Annotated in this window: 22 protein-coding genes; 10 read left to right on the forward strand and 12 right to left on the reverse strand. The window is 39.4% G+C overall.

The window, feature by feature from the left end:
- A complete protein-coding gene (locus G509_RS0118515) occupies nt 1–1,035 on the forward strand; it encodes an iron ABC transporter permease (protein ID WP_026992905.1) in 1,035 nt (344 codons plus the stop codon).
- A gap of 6 nt (nt 1,036–1,041) precedes the next feature.
- Nucleotides 1,042–1,827, forward strand: a complete 786-nt coding sequence (locus G509_RS0118520) for an ABC transporter ATP-binding protein (RefSeq protein ID WP_026992906.1) — start codon at nt 1,042–1,044, stop codon at nt 1,825–1,827.
- Between the two features lie 5 nt (nt 1,828–1,832).
- Here the strand turns inward: G509_RS0118520 and G509_RS0118525 are convergent, their stop codons facing one another.
- A complete protein-coding gene (locus tag G509_RS0118525; protein WP_026992907.1) occupies nt 1,833–2,510 on the reverse strand; it encodes a hypothetical protein in 678 nt (225 codons plus the stop codon).
- 203 nt (nt 2,511–2,713) lie between these two features.
- Here G509_RS0118525 and G509_RS0118530 point away from each other — a divergent pair, with 203 nt between their 5' ends.
- Genes G509_RS0118530 through G509_RS22505 form a run of 3 tightly spaced genes read left to right on the forward strand, consistent with a single transcriptional unit; the run spans nt 2,714 to nt 3,944 of the window.
- Entirely contained in the window at nt 2,714–2,974 is a 261-nt protein-coding gene (locus G509_RS0118530) for a hypothetical protein (protein WP_026992908.1), read from the forward strand.
- A 2-nt stretch (nt 2,975–2,976) separates the two neighbouring features.
- Nucleotides 2,977–3,501 (forward strand): hypothetical protein, encoded by a 525-nt coding sequence (locus G509_RS0118535; RefSeq protein ID WP_026992909.1) that lies wholly within the window; start codon nt 2,977–2,979, stop codon nt 3,499–3,501.
- A 26-nt stretch (nt 3,502–3,527) separates the two neighbouring features.
- Complete coding sequence (locus tag G509_RS22505) at nt 3,528–3,944, forward strand: hypothetical protein (protein ID WP_051200371.1); 417 nt, start codon at nt 3,528–3,530, stop codon at nt 3,942–3,944.
- Between the two features lie 258 nt (nt 3,945–4,202).
- Here the strand turns inward: G509_RS22505 and G509_RS23470 are convergent, their stop codons facing one another.
- Both G509_RS23470 and G509_RS0118545 read right to left on the reverse strand, forming a co-directional pair.
- On the reverse strand, nt 4,203–4,367 hold the full coding sequence (locus tag G509_RS23470; RefSeq protein ID WP_117590888.1) for a lmo0937 family membrane protein: 165 nt from the start codon (nt 4,365–4,367) through the stop codon (nt 4,203–4,205).
- Between the two features lie 17 nt (nt 4,368–4,384).
- Nucleotides 4,385–4,987: a DUF4142 domain-containing protein gene (locus G509_RS0118545; RefSeq protein WP_026992910.1), complete on the reverse strand. Its 603-nt coding sequence runs from the start codon at nt 4,985–4,987 to the stop codon at nt 4,385–4,387.
- A gap of 279 nt (nt 4,988–5,266) precedes the next feature.
- On the opposite strand from G509_RS0118545, the gene G509_RS0118550 reads away from it, so the two are divergent.
- The 3 genes from G509_RS0118550 to G509_RS0118560 all read left to right on the forward strand — a co-directional run bounded on the left by G509_RS0118550 (nt 5,267) and on the right by G509_RS0118560 (nt 9,085).
- Nucleotides 5,267–6,469 carry an LETM1-related biofilm-associated protein gene (locus tag G509_RS0118550; protein WP_026992911.1) on the forward strand — a complete coding sequence of 401 codons (1,203 nt, stop codon included), beginning with the start codon at nt 5,267–5,269 and terminating at the stop codon, nt 6,467–6,469.
- Between the two features lie 127 nt (nt 6,470–6,596).
- Nucleotides 6,597–8,108, forward strand: coding sequence for a T9SS type A sorting domain-containing protein (locus G509_RS0118555; RefSeq protein ID WP_026992912.1), 1,512 nt, complete (start codon nt 6,597–6,599; stop codon nt 8,106–8,108).
- Between the two features lie 125 nt (nt 8,109–8,233).
- Nucleotides 8,234–9,085, forward strand: coding sequence for a tetratricopeptide repeat protein (locus G509_RS0118560; protein WP_026992913.1), 852 nt, complete (start codon nt 8,234–8,236; stop codon nt 9,083–9,085).
- Between the two features lie 51 nt (nt 9,086–9,136).
- Here G509_RS0118560 and can read toward each other — a convergent pair whose 3' ends face one another.
- From can to G509_RS0118580, 4 genes are all read right to left on the reverse strand, one after another.
- Nucleotides 9,137–9,787, reverse strand: a complete 651-nt coding sequence (can, locus tag G509_RS0118565) for a carbonate dehydratase (RefSeq protein ID WP_035739342.1) — start codon at nt 9,785–9,787, stop codon at nt 9,137–9,139.
- 49 nt (nt 9,788–9,836) lie between these two features.
- Nucleotides 9,837–11,468, reverse strand: coding sequence for a SulP family inorganic anion transporter (locus G509_RS0118570; protein ID WP_026992915.1), 1,632 nt, complete (start codon nt 11,466–11,468; stop codon nt 9,837–9,839).
- A 76-nt stretch (nt 11,469–11,544) separates the two neighbouring features.
- Complete coding sequence (locus G509_RS0118575; protein WP_026992916.1) at nt 11,545–11,832, reverse strand: hypothetical protein; 288 nt, start codon at nt 11,830–11,832, stop codon at nt 11,545–11,547.
- Between the two features lie 46 nt (nt 11,833–11,878).
- The gene (locus G509_RS0118580) at nt 11,879–12,373 is read right to left on the reverse strand and encodes a Dps family protein (RefSeq protein ID WP_026992917.1); all 495 of its coding nucleotides are present in this window, start codon (nt 12,371–12,373) and stop codon (nt 11,879–11,881) included.
- 116 nt (nt 12,374–12,489) lie between these two features.
- Here G509_RS0118580 and G509_RS0118585 point away from each other — a divergent pair, with 116 nt between their 5' ends.
- Nucleotides 12,490–13,437: a LysR substrate-binding domain-containing protein gene (locus tag G509_RS0118585; protein WP_026992918.1), complete on the forward strand. Its 948-nt coding sequence runs from the start codon at nt 12,490–12,492 to the stop codon at nt 13,435–13,437.
- A gap of 46 nt (nt 13,438–13,483) precedes the next feature.
- Here the strand turns inward: G509_RS0118585 and G509_RS0118590 are convergent, their stop codons facing one another.
- The 5 genes from G509_RS0118590 to G509_RS0118610 all read right to left on the reverse strand — a co-directional run bounded on the left by G509_RS0118590 (nt 13,484) and on the right by G509_RS0118610 (nt 16,096).
- Nucleotides 13,484–13,678 carry a hypothetical protein gene (locus G509_RS0118590; protein ID WP_026992919.1) on the reverse strand — a complete coding sequence of 65 codons (195 nt, stop codon included), beginning with the start codon at nt 13,676–13,678 and terminating at the stop codon, nt 13,484–13,486.
- A gap of 134 nt (nt 13,679–13,812) precedes the next feature.
- Nucleotides 13,813–14,475 carry a tRNA (5-methylaminomethyl-2-thiouridine)(34)-methyltransferase MnmC2 gene (gene mnmC2, locus G509_RS0118595; protein ID WP_026992920.1) on the reverse strand — a complete coding sequence of 221 codons (663 nt, stop codon included), beginning with the start codon at nt 14,473–14,475 and terminating at the stop codon, nt 13,813–13,815.
- Nucleotides 14,476–14,513: 38 nt separating this feature from the next.
- The gene (locus G509_RS0118600) at nt 14,514–14,948 is read right to left on the reverse strand and encodes a hypothetical protein (RefSeq protein ID WP_026992921.1); all 435 of its coding nucleotides are present in this window, start codon (nt 14,946–14,948) and stop codon (nt 14,514–14,516) included.
- Between the two features lie 33 nt (nt 14,949–14,981).
- Nucleotides 14,982–15,449, reverse strand: a complete 468-nt coding sequence (locus G509_RS0118605) for a hypothetical protein (RefSeq protein WP_026992922.1) — start codon at nt 15,447–15,449, stop codon at nt 14,982–14,984.
- Entirely contained in the window at nt 15,449–16,096 is a 648-nt protein-coding gene (locus tag G509_RS0118610; protein WP_081663348.1) for a DUF4920 domain-containing protein, read from the reverse strand. Before G509_RS0118610 ends, G509_RS0118605 begins: the two co-directional genes overlap by 1 nt.
- 197 nt (nt 16,097–16,293) lie before the next feature.
- Between G509_RS0118610 and G509_RS0118615 the strand changes: the two genes are divergently transcribed.
- Nucleotides 16,294–17,361: a branched-chain amino acid aminotransferase gene (locus tag G509_RS0118615; protein WP_026992924.1), complete on the forward strand. Its 1,068-nt coding sequence runs from the start codon at nt 16,294–16,296 to the stop codon at nt 17,359–17,361.
- The last annotated feature ends 103 nt before the right edge of the window (nt 17,362–17,464 follow it).

Consider the following 17,464-nt stretch of genomic DNA (forward strand, 5'->3'; position numbering starts at 1 on the left):
GTGCAACACCCTAAACGCAACATAGCGCTTTTTATCATTTTGGGCATTGCCCTTGCGTTGCTGTTTATAGTAAATATTAGTTTAGGGTCGGTTAAAATCCCAATGCAGGATGTGCTGCAAAGCCTTACCGGCGGCGATGCCTCTAAAACTACCTGGCAGTATATTATTATAAACTACAGGCTACCAAAAGCCATTACAGCCTTACTGGTAGGCATGGGCTTATCGGTCAGTGGATTGTTGATGCAAACACTGTTTCGTAATCCGCTTGCAGGGCCAGATGTTTTAGGATTAAGTTCAGGCGCAAGCCTGGGTGTGGCCTTTGTAATATTAGGGTCGGCGGTACTGCCCGGTGCAATGGCAGGTTTTTTTCTTTCATCTTACGGCATTGTACTGGCTTCTACATTGGGCAGTTTTGTGGTATTACTGGCTGTGTTAGCCGTGGCACAGCACCTGCGCGATACTATGGCAATACTTATTATCGGCCTTATGTTTACAAGCTTTACGGGCGCTATTGTAGGAGTGCTGACTTACTTTAGCACTGCCGAACAGCTTCAGAAATATACATTTTGGTCATTAGGCAGTTTAGGTAACTTAAGCTGGGGCAACATTATAATTTTGGGCTTGGTAACGCTTGCCGGATTGTTACTTTCTGCACTTTGTATAAAACCTTTAGATGCGCTATTATTAGGCGAACGCTACGCCAAAAGCATGGGCATCGACTTTAATAAAACACGCTTTATAATAATACTGGCAACCAGCCTGCTTACAGGCTGTATAACGGCCTTTGCCGGGCCTGTAGCCTTTGTTGGGCTTGTAGTGCCGCACATGGCAAAACTGTTGTTTAAAACCAGTAATCACATGTTGTTGTTTTGGGCAACGCTGCTTTGCGGAGGCATATTACTATTGCTATGCGATATCTTTACCCAATTGCCCGGCAGCTCTTTCGTGCTGCCTATAAACGCTATAACAAGCATTGTCGGTGCACCGGTGGTTATTGCCTTATTACTTGGTAAACGTAAAGGAATTTTTAATTAACCGGTTATGGAAAAAGGCACCACTTTATTACAGGCTATCAACCTCAGCATTGGCTACACCGCTAAAAAGCAGGCAGCTACAATTGCGAGCAATATTAACCTGGAACTAAAAGCCGGAAGCCTTACCGCACTTATCGGCGCCAACGGTATTGGAAAGTCTACATTATTGCGAACCCTTACAGGAATCCAGCAGCCTTTAAGCGGCAACGTATTGCTAAACAATATGGCTGTTGCCGAATATAGTGCGCAGGAACTTTCGCAAAACTTAAGCATTGTTTTAACCGAAGCGCTTCCTCCAAGTAACCTAACCGTTTTTGAGTTAGTGGCACTCGGTCGCCAGCCGTATACTAACTGGTTGGGCAGCCTGTCTGATGATGACTTTACAAAGGTTAATATTGCTTTAAAGCTTACCCAAACAGCACATTTATCGCACAAAAAACATTTTGAAATAAGCGATGGCCAGCTTCAAAAAGTACTTATAGCGCGCGCCCTGGCACAGGATACCCCACTTATTATTTTAGACGAGCCTACCACCCACCTGGATTTATTACATAAAGTAAACCTCCTGCGCCTTCTAAAAAAACTGGCACAAGAGGCTAATAAATGTATTTTATACTCTACCCACGATCTTGACCTCGCCCTGCAACTAAGCGACCGGATTATTGTAATGACGCCCCAAACCGTTGTGCAGGGCACCCCGCAAAACCTTATTGATAACAACGTATTTGACACCCTTTTTAACGATGCCAACATTGTGTTTGATAAAGATAAGGGCGGGTTTGTAGTAAAGTAGTAAGATTAATTGGTAAGCTGCATCTTATAACATTGATTGGCAGCTACGGTTAATGTACCCTCCCACGTTTTTTCGGAGCAGCTTGCACTATAGCTGTACGTACCTGCCGGCACTGTAAAGTTAGCGCAGCCAGATGAACCGCATGCGGGAGACGAACTAAAGAAAGACGATATACTACCAGATCCCTGTCCGGTTAAAGAAACGCTGATTGACCCGCAACCAAGATCTGACTGTACCCAGAATGTAATATTACCATCTCCAGAGCCACCGGTACCGCCGCCTCCGCCAGTTCCACCTCCACCGGATCCATCACAAGGAAAATTATCCGATGCATAATATATCTGTGCCGTGTGGGTATCTACCACCTGGTCTGGCACGCCTACAAGCATTTGGTCGCCATCTATTGCCAATGGAAATTTAATAGTTTCACCATTAACTACAAAAGTCATAGAGGGTTCTGATGCGTCAAAAGATCCTACCGTTTCTACGTTATTTGAACAAGTAATGGCCGACGTTCCGCTAAAGCGCACGTAGGTTTCCATGTTGCTGCGTTTCCAGTCGCCTTCAAAACTTGAGCTCTCATCGTTCTCAAAACTAATAGGTTCTTCATCCTCACAGGAAATTATGGTAATGGTAAAAGCCATAACCATTAAGAAGCTTAAAATTTTAGTAATTTTTTTCATAATAAGGGATATAAATGTTTACATATCAAATATATACGTTAAAAAATTATTAAAAAATAACCAACAATGGGTAATTTAATCTGTAAAGTGACTAAAAATATTCAATTTAGTACTAATCTGCAATTAGTTACCTTTAACAAAAGCTAAACACAAATTGGCTAGCCAATTATTATATTTACATATAACAGTAAAAACAAATAATTATGAGCAATAAGTTTAAAGTAAGTTATCCGGGCGATAAGGCCGAATTACTTGATAAAATAAGAAGCACCGTAGGCACTAAAGGTAAACTTGACGGTAACGACCAACAAGGCAAATTTGAAGGCAGCACCCCTGTGGGCAGTTTTGAAGGTTCGTACACCATTCAGGGCGATGATATTAACATTACCATAGACAAAAAGCCGTTTCTTGTATCTAACGGCCGCATTCAGGAGGAGTTTGAAAAAGCCCTTAAAAAAGCATAACCATGCTAAAACTGTACACTTTTGTATGTGTTTTAGTGGGTGTGGCAGCATTGGCCCAGCCACCGCGCATGGAGTTAGAGCCAAACGGCTTTGCTCCTGTTCAAGTAACCATTCCCAGTATTCCTAACGAAAAACTGGTAGAGATTACCAAAGCCTGGGCGGCAGAGTATAATAAATACGGCCAGCGCAATAACCGTGGCTTTGATGCTACCGATGTTACCAATAATACGATAACTATATCGGCATTTAAAAAGAATGCGTTTTACTACCGCGACCGCGGCGAGGCTTTTGAGCACAAGATAAACTATAGCATGAAGATTGTGTTTAGCCAAAACAGCTACTCTGTAACTTTTACGGTAAACAAAATTTTTACCGACAGCGATGTAGAACTGGAATATAATATTCCGAATTACTTTACATCGGCCGGTAAGCTTAAGGAAGGTTACCTGGAGCTGGACACATCTTTAGAAACTACGGTAAACGATATTGTTAATTCGCATTACAATTTTATAGTAAACTATAAGTAACTACATCAACCTAAAAATAAACTATTATGGCACCAGGAACCGACGACCCTAAAGACTTAGGTGACAAAAAAATAAACAATGCCGAGAAAACCAGCGATAAGAACGAAGGTTTTAGCGGCGAAAACCTGCCAAAAAACTACGACCCAAGCAAAGATAAGCTTGATGCCGAGCTGGAAAAGAGGAAAGACGGCAGTGTAGCAACCGTGCAGCGTGCCCGCGATATTGACGAGAAAAAAGCCCCTGCAGTTAACAGCCTTTCCGGTGAAAGTGAGGAAGATGGCGAAGTTGTAAATAAAAGCCGTGGCACAAGCAGCGATGCTGAAGACATGGAAACTACAGAGAACCGGGATTTTAATTCGGATACTGAGAAAAACCGCTATCCGGCAGACCATCCTGATAACAAAAAAGTGCGTGGCAACACCCATTTTGGAGATTCGGAGTAATCGAATACTACACAACATAAAAAACCAGGATTTCTAAGTCCTGGTTTTTTTTGTGTCTTATCAGTAGACAGATTTGCAACCCCTGCTTACGTAAAAGCTCGGGCGTATTTATTTATGTTGGAGTGCATATCTTAGATTATAAGTTTGTGCGTCAATTATTTACCTATCTATGATACATTATCATCACAATAAACATACAAAAAAGCGCCGTTATGGTATAACCAAAACGGCGCTCTAATAGCTGCAATATTAAATCTGTTAGTCCAGGGGCCTATTGTTGCGTCGAAGTAAATTCAACAAAATCATGATTACTGCAATAACAAGCAACAAATGGATTAATGCACTGCCTACGTGGTAAGCAAAGCTTCCAAGAGCCCAAAATACTATCAGTATTATGGCAACTATATATAATAAATTTCTCATAGCGATATTTTATGCGATTATTTAACCGCGTCTACTTTTTCTTTAGCCATTTTAGAGTGCTCTAAATGCTTGTTAAGTTCTGGCAGCATATTAGCAGCCCACATCCTGATATCCGGATCTTTAGCTTTTTCAGATGCTTTTTCTATCTTATCGATAGTTTTTTCATGACCGTCTACCATAGCATCGGTATACGCTTTATCAAAGTCATAACCTGTTTTATCGTTAAGGTCGCCATATTTGTCCTGGCCTTTTTCTGTTAACGATGCAGGTAATGTAATACCTTTTTTAGCAGCAAGTGCTTTTGTAGCTTCAGATGCTTTAGTGTGTTCATCTACCATCATTTTACCTAAAGCCTTAACATCTGGGTTAGTACTTTTTGTCTGGGCAAGTTTACCTAACTCAATTTCTTTCATATCAACTTCGGCAGCGTCAACAAGATATTGAGAATCATCTTCTAAGCTATCTGTAGCTTCGGTATCAAGATTGGCTTCGTTAGCATCTTCTGCTACTTCTTTTGGGTCTTCGGCTTTAGGTTCGTTTTTACAAGATCCCATACCAAAAGACATTGTTACTACAGCTGCTCCAAGAAGTGCTTTGCTAAATAAATTGGACTTTTTCATAATTGGTTATATTTTGTTATTTGTTTAAAGCTAAATTACTGCTTATAAAAAGGCCATGTTGTTAGCACTATCACAATAAGTGTTAGCAAAATACTAAATGTTATAGTATTTACGCAGAATGAATAATTTGCTTTAGCACATTAAATAAACGTATTTGTTAATACAAATGCATTATAGCTGCCAAAACCAAAATTAACAGGAAATTGAATATAGGATTTACCCAACTCCTGTTCTATGCCCTTAAAAATGCATAGCTTTGCACCATAGTATATAAACCAAATGATAAACCCATCTGCCAGCGGTTGGATTGATAAGTTTTTCGGGCAACTAAAAAACAGGCTGCCCGTGTATCAAAATTCCCATGCCTTTTACAGGGCAATACGGGACACCGGGTTTATATATGGCCACGTGGTATCTTTTAATAATTTAGACAAGAAAGAAACCAAAGGCTGGACCACCGAAGAGGTTACCAAAGCGGCACTGCTTAACACGTTGTATGATGTATACCGCCTTATTGATCAGAATGAAGACACTACCCTGTTTATAGAAAAAGCCGGTGCCTTTTACAAGGCCATGCAGCCCGGGGGTTTCGAGCTGCTTAAAAAAATGCTGCCAACCGTTACCCCCAGTCACGAACTGGAGAATATATTAGATGAGCGCATTAAAATAAACAGCAATATTATTAGCCGCAACTTTAGCCACATACTTACCAATGCGCTTTTGTTTATGGATGTACTGGCGTTTAGGCAGTACCTGCTTAACGCAGAAAAGCCGGAAAAGTACCTCCGTAAGCTGGAAGAAACCGTAATGGGTATTGTTACTATTGCGCTGCAAAGTAAAGAAGACAAGAGCGATTATGACGATTTACTAATAAAGTTATTTGAATCGTCTGTGCGATATACCAAGCTATCGGCTATTAATGCAGATGATATGGATAAAGCCGGTTTTGATTACTTTGAGTCGAAATCGGAAAAAAATTATCTGTTGGATATGGCCGCAATGGCTATCTGGAGTGATGGCCGCGCACAGCAAAGCGAAATAGGCTTTTTATACCGCCTGTCTGAAAGGCTGGGCCTTACCGATGATGCCGCTGCCGAAAGCATGGCATCTTTTGATGTTTTTTTAAAGATCAATAAAAAGCACATTCCGTACTTTAAATACAGTAACCCGGTTAAGCATTTTTACGACCATGCTGCACAAAGTGTTATGCTGCTTATTAACCGTAATAAAAACCGCCTCGTTAAAGAGCTATCCAATAATGGCGAGCTTATGGTGCTGCTTACCCACTCTACCCACCGCAACCTTAACGATAAGGAAAAGAAAAAAATTAAAAAACAACTGCTGGAAATTTGCAAGACCATACCATCTCTTACTATTTTCCTGTTGCCCGGCGGCAGTCTGCTTTTACCGCTGCTTATAAAATTTATTCCGCAATTGCTGCCAAGTGTTCTTAATGAGAACCTGGAAAGGGATGGAGAATAACCGTAGCTCATTAATTTGTAATTTGTTGCTAAAACAATTTTTTCTTTTTTTCTTAAATTATAATACGATTGTCGGTAAAATTTTTAATTTAGACTAAAAATCAATCATCACTAAAGTATCTCACACCATGAAAAAAATTACTCTTTTTTTAGGGCTTTTAGCCAGCACCGGCCTATTTGCACAAAACTACGTACCGGACACTACTTTTGGAAACAATGCAATGGCTTTTTATGATGGTGTTTCTTTTTACCCTGATTCAGGGGGAGTTGTAAACAACAATTATTATTTTACCAGCGAAAACAAGTTAGGAAAAGTAAATTATGACGGAGCTATAGACACAAACTTTGGCACAAATGGTTTTATAACTTTAACTTCATCTACAGAAACTTTTACAATTGAAGGTTTTAAATTTATTGACAATTATTTCTACGTTTATGGCACAGCTACAAATATCGCAGCGAACACCAGAGATGCTTTTATATGCAAAATAAACGAAACAGGTAATTTTGATAGTACTTTTGCAACCAATGGCATGGCGAAATTTGATTTTTCTGGAAACGAAACTCTTGAAGATTTTGTAGTAACCGATAATAAACTTTTTTGTGTAGGTACAAAATATGTAACCGGCACAGCCGAAGTTCTATATTTTAAAGTAAACAATAATGGTTCTGTTGATACCACTTTTGATACTAATGGATATAAAACTTTTTCGGTAGATAATTACAGTGCAGGATACTTTATAAGTGCTTACAACAATAATTTTTTTATTGCCGGCAATACTAACATTGGCAACGGTGTTTATTCTCTTTTAATGTTAGAAGTAAGCCAGGATGGCGCTTTGGTAACGTCTTTTGGCACAGATGGCTACAAAGTAGAGCCGTTGGATTCAAATGCAAGCTCTACTGTAAATCAGGTGCAATTATATAATAATGCTCTATACATTAGTTATCGGAGGGGTACATCTAATTTAGATACAAATGCTAAAATACTTAAATACAATCTGTCTACTAATCAAACCGATTTTAATATTGATGCGTACAGAACAGGTACCAACTTTTTAGTCACAGATGAAGGCATGTATGTTACCGGCACATTAAATTGCAATCCGTTTGGATCACCTGAACTGGGTAATTGTAATTTTAACCTTGACAGAAAATTGATTACAACCGGAGCTGCAGATACAAGCTTTTTTACTACAGGATCTTATAATTACGATTTTCCTCACCAGTTAAATTCTAACGACTTGTCCAGTGTACTGGTTAAAGATGATAGCGGTAATATACTAATAGGCGGGTCTGTGTACAGAGATTATTTTGATGCCAACAATAATTACATACATGGCCATGGTTTTGGTATGACGCGCATAACAAGCGGACCACTAAGTACTGATGATGTTAAAGCGAGTAAAGCAACACTTTACCCTAATCCGTTCGAAAATGTTATTACTGTACAAACTGACAAACAGGTAAAAAATATAGTAGTTTACGACCTTAGCGGACGAATGGTAGCAAATAAAAATTATAACAACACTACCGGTGTAATAAATGTAGAACTTTCTTCTTTACAGAAAGGTGCTTACCTTGTTAGGATAGAAACTGCTGATGCCGGCGTTTTCTCAGAAAAAGTAATCAAACAATAACTGAAAAATATTCTATACAAACAAATCCCGCTCCTGTGCGGGATTTTTTGTTACCACAGCTTTCTTGGTGGGCTCTTAGCTGCTATCAAAAATTTATTACCTTAGTAACTCGTTAAGGCAATACTATGGACAAAATTATTTTCACGTTTCTATTTTTATATACTACGCTGTTGTTTAGCCAGTCTAATTATGATGCCGGTATCGAGCTGCTAAAAACGGAACAGTATATCGAGGCTATCAAGAAATTTGACCTCGCTGAAAAAGACAACAACAAAAACAGCGCGGTTTATTTTAACAGGGCCATGTGCTATACCGTTTTAGAAAAATACCCCGAAGCTTTAAAAGATTATGATAAGACCATAAAACTTGATAGTAAAAACTATCAGGCGTTATTTTTTAGGGGCCTTGTAAAAAAAGACCTTAAGGATTATAAGGGCGCGGTAAAAGATTTACTGGAGGCCTATGATAGTGATGCAACGCTAACACGGGCACTTTTAAAATCGGGAGAAATATATTTATACAACATAGAAGATTACAAAAAAGCTATTGAGGTGTTTGACACCTACCTTTCGTACGATCCGGACAATGCCTTAGTACTTGCCTATATGGGCAACGCGTATGGCAGTATAGATAATGCTAAGAACAAAAAAACAGCCATTGGGTATATGGATAAAGCCATTGCTATAAAGCAGGAAAGCTGGTACTACCTTACCCGTGGACGGCTTTATTTTGATTTGTTTGATTTTGACCACGACACAAAAAATCTTACAAATGCAATTGATAATTTTACCGTTGCCATAAAACTGGCACCTACAGAGAGCAAATTGTATTTTTGGCGTGCCGAAGTTTATTTTCAGCTCAAGCAAAAAGAAAATGCCTGCCCCGATTACATCAAAGCTGCCGAGTTAGGATATGATGTTCCTAAATACAAAATCGACTTGTGTAAATCTAAAGGCCATCTTTTAATAGTTGATTGATGAATCAGCTAATACCGTAAAAGCAAAAATCCCGCTCAGGGCGGGATTTGTTTATTGAAATATTAATCGGTCTACTTCACCAAGGTCGTTGTTGTCGCAAAAATTTACGCCAAGGTCTTTTACAATACCATCTCCAAGTCCGTAAACCCATCCATGAATGCAAAGCTGCTGGCCCCGTTTCCATGCCGTTTGTACTATCGATGTTTTGGCAAGATCGTACACCTGCTCTTTAACGTTAATTTCTACAAAAGCATCAAATCGCTCATTAAAATCTTCTATCGCGTTAAGGTATTCGTGGTTATGCCTGTACACATCTTTAATATGCCTTATCCAGTTATCTATAATTCCAATAGATGAGTTACCCATAGCGGCCTTAACACCACCGCAACCATAATGCCCGCTTACTATAACGTGTTGTACCTTAAGTACGTTAACAGCATAGTCTAACACACTAAGCATGTTCATATCGCTGTGCACCACCATATTGGCAATATTACGGTGTACAAAAACTTCGCCCGGCATGGCACCAATAACCTCGTTGGCAGGCACACGGCTATCGCTGCAGCCTATCCATAATAAGGGTGGCGACTGGCCGGCTACCAGTTTCTGAAAATACTGTGGGTCGTTGGCAAGTTTGGTCTCAGACCATATTTTGTTATTGTCTAATATCTTTTTATAAAAATCGTCGTGTCCGTGTTCCATAATCTTGTACTTTATATAAATTTCTGCTATAGCAGAAGTAAATCAGTTGTTATTCAGTTATCTCTTCCTGTAAATCTTTTTTTGACGGATGTTCTACAAACACATTTTGTTTGCCGCTGTTGTTGGTATTAGCAAGCTCATATTCTTCCTTAAACCCGGTAAGGGTAACTGTAATATCCTGTTCGGGTGCTTTTATATCCCTAAACTCCTGAATAAGATCAAGCACATCATGTGCAATATAAACTGTATCTGAAGCATCAATAATAACAACAGACCCTTCCGGAATATCATTTAAGGTAGCTTTAATGGCCGCCTTGTTTAGGAATGATACTTCTTGCGCAAGGTCTATATGTATAACGTCACCTTCTTTATATTCTTCTTTCTTAAAATTGTAAGCCCTTTTTAAGTTACCCCTAAGTATAAACACAACACTTATAACCATACCCAAAGCAACACCCTTAAGCAAATCTGTAGCAACAACGGCTACGAGCGTGGCAATAAACGGTATAAACTGGTATTTGCCCTTGTGCCAAAAATGCATAAGTTTGGCCGGGCTGGCAAGTTTATATCCTACCACCAACAATACAGCGGCCAGTGTAGCCAACGGAATTTTGTTAAGCACTGTTGGTATGGCCAGCACACAGATAAGCAATAATACGCCATGTATTATAGCCGACGCTTTTGTTTTAGCCCCCGCGTTTGCGTTGGCCGATGAGCGTACCACAACCGATGTCATGGGCAGGCCGCCAATAAGCGAGCTCAGCATGTTACCAATACCCTGCGCTTTAAGCTCGCGGTTGGTATTGGTATAGCGCTTTTGCACGTCCATCCTGTCCGATGCTTCTATGCAAAGCAGTGTTTCTATAGATGCAACAACCGTTATGGTAGCAGCGGTTATCCATACTTTAGGGTTGGCTATTGCCGAAAAATTAGGAGTTACAACAATGCCCTTTAGCTCTTCTAAAGACTGCGGTACGGGTAGTTTAACCAAATGGTTGCCACTTAGTGCAAACAGGCTGCCGGTTTGCGTAAACAATTCGTTTATAACAATGCTGGCAATAACAGCAACCAATGCTCCCGGTACCAGTTTAAGCCTTTTAAGCACTCCAATTTTGTCCCATGCAATAAGTATAACTAACGATATTAGCGCAATTACAAGTGCTCCCGGCTCTATGCGGCCCAGTATTTCGGGCACATCAGAAAATGGGTTGCCTCCATCAAGGTGAAACAGGGTTTCGTCTCCCTCATAATCTTTGTCGTAACCAACGGCGTGCTCTATCTGGTTCAGGATAATAATTACCCCAATACCGGCAAGCATGCCCTCTATAACGTTAGACGGAAAGTAATTGCTTATGCTACCTGCCCTAATAAAGCCCAATATAAGCTGCATAACACCCGCCAGGAACACGCTGAGTAAAAACACATCAAACGACCCGAACGATGATATAGCTACTAATACTATAGCAGTAAGGCCGGCCGCAGGGCCACTTACACTTATGTTGGAGTTGCTTAACGAGCCTACTACAATACCGCCTATAACACCGGCAATAATGCCCGAAAGCGGTGGTGCACCAGAAGCCAGTGCAATACCCAAACACAGTGGCAATGCCACCAAAAACACCACAAGCCCCGATGGAAAATCAGACCTGAGGTTATCAAAAAAATTTGTCTTTTTTGTCATAACCAAAAGAAATATAATACAGATATTGTTTAAATACAGGCGTATTTAAATTAACCCACTATGGGCTAATCATATATTATATTACTTCCGGAGGGGGTATAAAAATATCTCCTGAAACATTATTATGCCTCAGGAGATTTTTAGATTTTATAAGTGTAGATTTTTTTATTGCAGGTAAAACGCCAAACTCAAAAACAAGGCTTGGGCCTGCTTTTACCTCTTTAATTTCTTTGTGTACTTCTTCTTCTGTAATGCTGCATACAACAATCGTGTCTGCATCATCATCCTGTAGCAGGCTCACAATGGTAGGAGTTGCTAAAAACAGGAAAAATAGTAATACGACTATTTTGACACAAACCTTCATACCTACGAAGGTAGCAAAAAAACATTTGCATCAATTTAAATGCACATTAAATTTCTTCTTCGCTCCATGCCTTCATCATCCACATGGTTTTTTCCTGCTCTTTAATAAAGTCGCTCATCATAGAGTTGGTACCTTCATCGTTAATTTTAGCAGTCTCATCCAGTATAACCCTTTCTATGGTTAAAAGGTCGGCCAAAGATGCAATTACAAGATGTACTGCTTCTGTATCTTTAGATATATTTTTACCTACTTTAAGTTTGTTGTTAGCCACATAATCTTCAAAAGTATGCAGTGGTGTAGCACCAAGTGTAAGCACCCTTTCTGCAATAAGGTCTATCTTATCCTGGGCATCGGTATACAGTTCTTCAAATTTTACATGCAACTGAAAGAAACGCTTGCCGCGAATGTTCCAGTGTATGCCGCGCAGGTTTTGGTAGTACACCTGAAAGTTAGATAAAAGTATGTTTAGTTCTGCTGCAATTACTTCTGCTTCTTTAACCGGCAGGCCCAGTATATTAAAGGCTTCTTCTTTTGTTTTCATGGTATTAAATAGGTTTGTTATTGTAAGTTTTTACCTCTATAAATTTAAGTAAATTTAATTAGAAAAACGATAGGTATTATCAATCATTTTTATAATTTTATCATAAATATCTATATATGACAATTACCCAATTGCATTATGTATTGGCCGTTGCCGAACATAAAAACTTTACCCTGGCTGCCGAAAAGTGCTTTGTTACCCAGCCAACGCTTAGCATGCAAATACAAAAACTTGAAGAAGAGCTTGATATACAAATATTTGATCGCGGTAAAAAACCCATCCAGCTTACCGATGTTGGCGCACAAATTGTTACACAAGCCAAAAATATAGTTAACGAAAGCGGCCGTATTAAAGACATTGTAGACCAGCAAAAGGGCTACATTGGCGGCGATTTTAAAGTGGGAATTATACCTACCGTTATGCCTACTTTACTGCCTATGTTTATGGCTAATTTTATAAATAAATACCCAAAGGTTAACCTTATTATAGAGGAGCGCACTACCGAGGAGATTATTAAAATGCTTAAAAATGGCCAGCTGGATGCCGCTATTGCTGCTACCCCCCTTAACGAAGAAACAATTAAAGAGATTGTTTTATATTACGAGCCTTTTGTTGCCTACGTGCCGGAGAACAACCCCGCATACCTTAAAAAAGAGTTTGATGTAGAAGACCTGGAAATTAACCTGAGCAGCATTTTATTGTTACAGGACGGGCATTGTTTTAGAAACAACGTACTCAATATCTGTAAAGCTACATCGCTTGGGCCAAGCAGCCATTTCCAGATTGAAAGCGGTAGCTTTGAAACTATGGTTAAGCTTGCCGATGAAGGTTTGGGAATGACCCTCCTGCCCTACCTGCACACGCTTGATATGACCGGCAAACATGCCGATAAGCTGCGCCATTTTAAGGAACCAAAACCATCGAGAGAGGTTAGCCTTATCTACTCTAAAAAAGAGCTTAAGCTGCATATTATAGAGGCGCTGCGCAGCACAATATCCGGCGTTGTAAGGGGTGCCATAGCATTTAACAATGTAGCTATTACAAGCCCGCTTCATAAAAAATAAACCTAAGTTATGCCTACAAAAAAAGCCCTCACAGAGGGCTTTTTTGTTATTCTACATACGCCAAACAGGCTTGCAATTCGGGTTTACTTTTAGTAAACTTGTAAAGCCAGTCTACCAATTGCTCCAATTCGTAAGGCAGGAGCAATTTAAGTGCTTTTTCAACCTCTTTGCAAAAAAGCGTTGGGTCGAAACTCACATTTTCCAACACTGTTTTAGTGTAACCAAACATAGGTGTAGGCATTTTAATATAGTGATTATGATTATTAGGTGATAAGAACGAATGTGTAAATGTAAACAAATTTACACAACTACAACGTTATATTAAATATTTTTTATTACCTAAAAATCAGAATATAACAATAAATTAACAAAATATTACAATTTTGAAGCTCGAAGCATTTCGCGTTTACCGGGTGGCCCGGCAAGTTTTTGTGTACTGAAACCCGCTTGCTGCATGGCTTTTTTAATAACTGTTCTGCATGCATACGTTACTAATATACCGCTGGGTTTCAAGGCCGCATACATAGCATTAAATATAGCTTCGCTCCATAAATCGGGCTGAGATGGGTATCCAAAAGCATCAAAATAAATAAGATCGTACTTATTTACATCTTTTATATCCTGAAAATGCTGTTGGCGTTTATTTAACGTAAAGCCATCGGTAAGTTTAACATCAACTTCCCAGGGGCTGCTGTGCATTTTTAAGAAAATATCAGCATATTTATCAGCATTAAGCTGGCTCACATAATTAAGCTGTGCCGCTTCTTCGGCCAAAACAGGGTATGCCTCTACCGTGGTGTAATGAATTTGCTGTCCGCTCTTAGCAGCTTCATAAAAGGTAATAAAAGCGTTGAGGCCGGTACCAAAACCAATTTCTAAAATAGAAATGGGACGGTCTTTAATAAGTTCCAGCCCGTTTTTTATAAATACATGATACGCCTCTTGTATGGCGCCAAATTTAGAATGGTAGGTTTCCTGCATTTCGGGCAGGTAAATAGTAACAGATCCGTCTTGGGTAGTAATAATTTCTCTTTTCAATCTAAATACTTTAAGTTATTAGTACTACAACAGTTATATTAATTTAAAAATGCCTTCGAGTTAACATTATATCCAAGTATTTTAATATCATCATCTACTTTTGATAATATAATTTTTTCTTCGGCACTAAACTTATCGTATTCAACAGTATACACTAAGACATAATTAGTTGCCGGATTGGTACCTACAGTACTTGTAGTTTGCCAGTTTGCCAATTTACGCGACTTATAGTTACCCAGTTTTTCGTTTAGCATTGTAAACATTTTTTGAAGATCTTCTCTTGTAGTAACCTCAAAAAATTTATCGCCAAAAAGCATTTCAGCTTTTTTAAAATCCTGTTTAGCAATATCTGTATAAAGAACTTCAGCCACTTTCTCGGCTTCACCTTTTTTAGACTCTTCATTAACATTAGTACCGTTAAACTGGCAGCTTACAAAAAGTACAACTGTAAAAAAGTAAAATATTTTTTTCATTTATGATGTTTATGAAGTGATTACAACCTAATGCTATTTTATATACAATTTTTTAATGCGCGGTATCGGGCCGTCGCATTTGCCTTCATGGCATTTTACGCAGGCAGTAACGGCGTCGTTAAAATGCTGCTTGGCATTGGTTGGATCGTTATAAATAAGTTCCTGAGCTTTTATAAATTTTGCCGCCTGAAGCTTAAAAAATGCATCGTTCTCTGATTCATCCGTCATGGCGCTCGAATGTATCTTTAAAATATGCTGCGGGAACGTGCCAATGGAATCGTCCTTGGTAATACGCTCTTTTAAGCGCAAATTATCTACGTACATTTGCTCCATAAGCGCTGCCATTTCGCTCATTTTGTACATCTGGAACTCCTTTGTAAGAGGCTTGGCACAAGATGCCGAATCCTTTTTTATACCAGCTTCAGGTTCAGCCTCAACTTTTTTGTTGCAGGCCGTTAGCAAGAGCATCGCCGCACAGGCAATTGTAAAAAGTCTAATCATTATTTGCTAATAAGTACACCATCGGCTAAAAAGCCATATGTAATTTCGGGCTCGGTAATTTTGCTAATTTCAGCTTCGGTTTTGCCGCCATCTTTAGCGTAGTGCCTTAACTGGGCAACGCTAACCTCGCTAACAAAAGCCTTACCGCTAACCACGGCATCCTGGCCGGTTGCATTAAGCGGCACAAAAAAGGCATAGTCTTTAAACTTTACAAACGATTCTTTTTCGCCTGGTAGTTGCAACGCCATCCAGCAGCCTTTCTTTTTGCAAACGTCTTTAATTTTTGTCTTAAACTTTATGTTTACAGTATCGCCCGCTTTAAGCGAGTTATACTTTTTAAGCATAGCCTCTTTACTAAGGGCGTTGTCTGCCAATATTTTATCGCCAAAAGAAGCATAATCAACCTTAACCTCCTTAGCAGCTTTAACCTCTACAACAGGTTCAGGTTTGGCTGTGGTCTCAGTTTCCGTCACAGCAACGTTCTCGGCAGGAGTTTGTTCTTCTGCAGCAGCCACAGTATCAGTGTCTACGCTAACGGTATCCGTCTGGCCTTCTATAACGGTATCTTCAGTTTTAACTGTAGTCTCTTTTTTCTGGCAGGCAGCAAGGCTTAGCAATGCGGCGGCTATTATAAACGATTTTTTCATTTTGTAACGAAAATTAAATTTAATGTGACAAATTTATGCAGAATCTTTAAATACAACAAAGCAAGTTTGGTTTTTATACCACTTTATTTCAGTAAATTACTTTTTTAATTTCCAGATTTTGAACATAAAAAGCCCAATAACATGATTTTTTATTAAATTTGCAATAACACGACTAACTTTTAATACCCAAATAATTAATGAGCCACAATCCAACTGATACCTTTGAGATAAAAAAAGCCGCAACATCTAAAATTGATTCTGTAGATTTTGAAAACCTGCCTTTTGGAAGCATTTTTACAGACCACATGATGTATTGCGACTACAAAGATGGGCAATGGGGTACACCGGTTATTGAGCCGTATGCTCCAATACCTATGGATCCGTCGTCGAGAGTGTTTCATTACGGCCAGGCCATTTTTGAAGGCATGAAAGCCTATAAAGACGAGCAGGACGAAATTTGGCTTTTTAGGCCCGACCAAAATTTTATCCGCTTTAATAAGTCGGCTACAAGGCTGGCAATGCCAGAGGTTCCGGAACCTGTTTTTATGGAAGGCCTTAAACAGTTAATTAACATTGATAAAGATTGGGTTAAAAAAGGTAAGGGCAACTCGTTATACCTTCGCCCATTTATGATAGCTACCGGACATGGCGTTATTGCATCGCCATCTGCACAATACCGTTTTATGATTATTATGTCGCCTGCAAAATCGTACTACCAGGGCGAAGTTAAAGTGCTTATTGCAGAGCATTACAGCCGCGCTGCAAACGGTGGTATTGGTGCTGCTAAAGCTGCCGGTAACTATTCGGCTCAGTTTTATCCTACCCGCCTGGCTAACGAGCAGGGCTACCAGCAGGTTATATGGACCGATGATGCTACCCATACAAAGCTGGAGGAAGCAGGTACTATGAACGTTTTCTTTAAAATTAACGATACCCTTTACACCGCTCCAACAAGCGAGAGGATACTGGATGGCGTTACCCGTAAAAGTATTTTAGAACTTGCCAAGCGCGATAATATTAAACTGGAAGTACGATCTGTACTGGTTGCCGAATTACTTGAAGCTGCCAAAGATGGCTCTCTTAAAGAAATTTTTGGCGCAGGTACTGCCGCAGTAATTAACCCTATTATTGGTTTTGCCTACCAGGATAATTATTACGAACTGCCTAAACAGGAGAACCCTATTGCCTTAGAAATTAAAGATAAGCTTACTAACATACAGCATAAACTTGCCGAAGACACCTTTGGGTGGACGGTAAAGATATAATATAGTTTATAGTCGCAGTCGCAGTTTACAGACAGCTACTATTAATATAAAGTCCTGGTTTTAGTTTTCAGTTTATACTGATTACCAAAACCGGGACTTTGCT

It is taken from the genome of Flavobacterium subsaxonicum WB 4.1-42 = DSM 21790 (genome assembly GCF_000422725.1).
GTDB classification, from domain to species: domain Bacteria; phylum Bacteroidota; class Bacteroidia; order Flavobacteriales; family Flavobacteriaceae; genus Flavobacterium; species Flavobacterium subsaxonicum.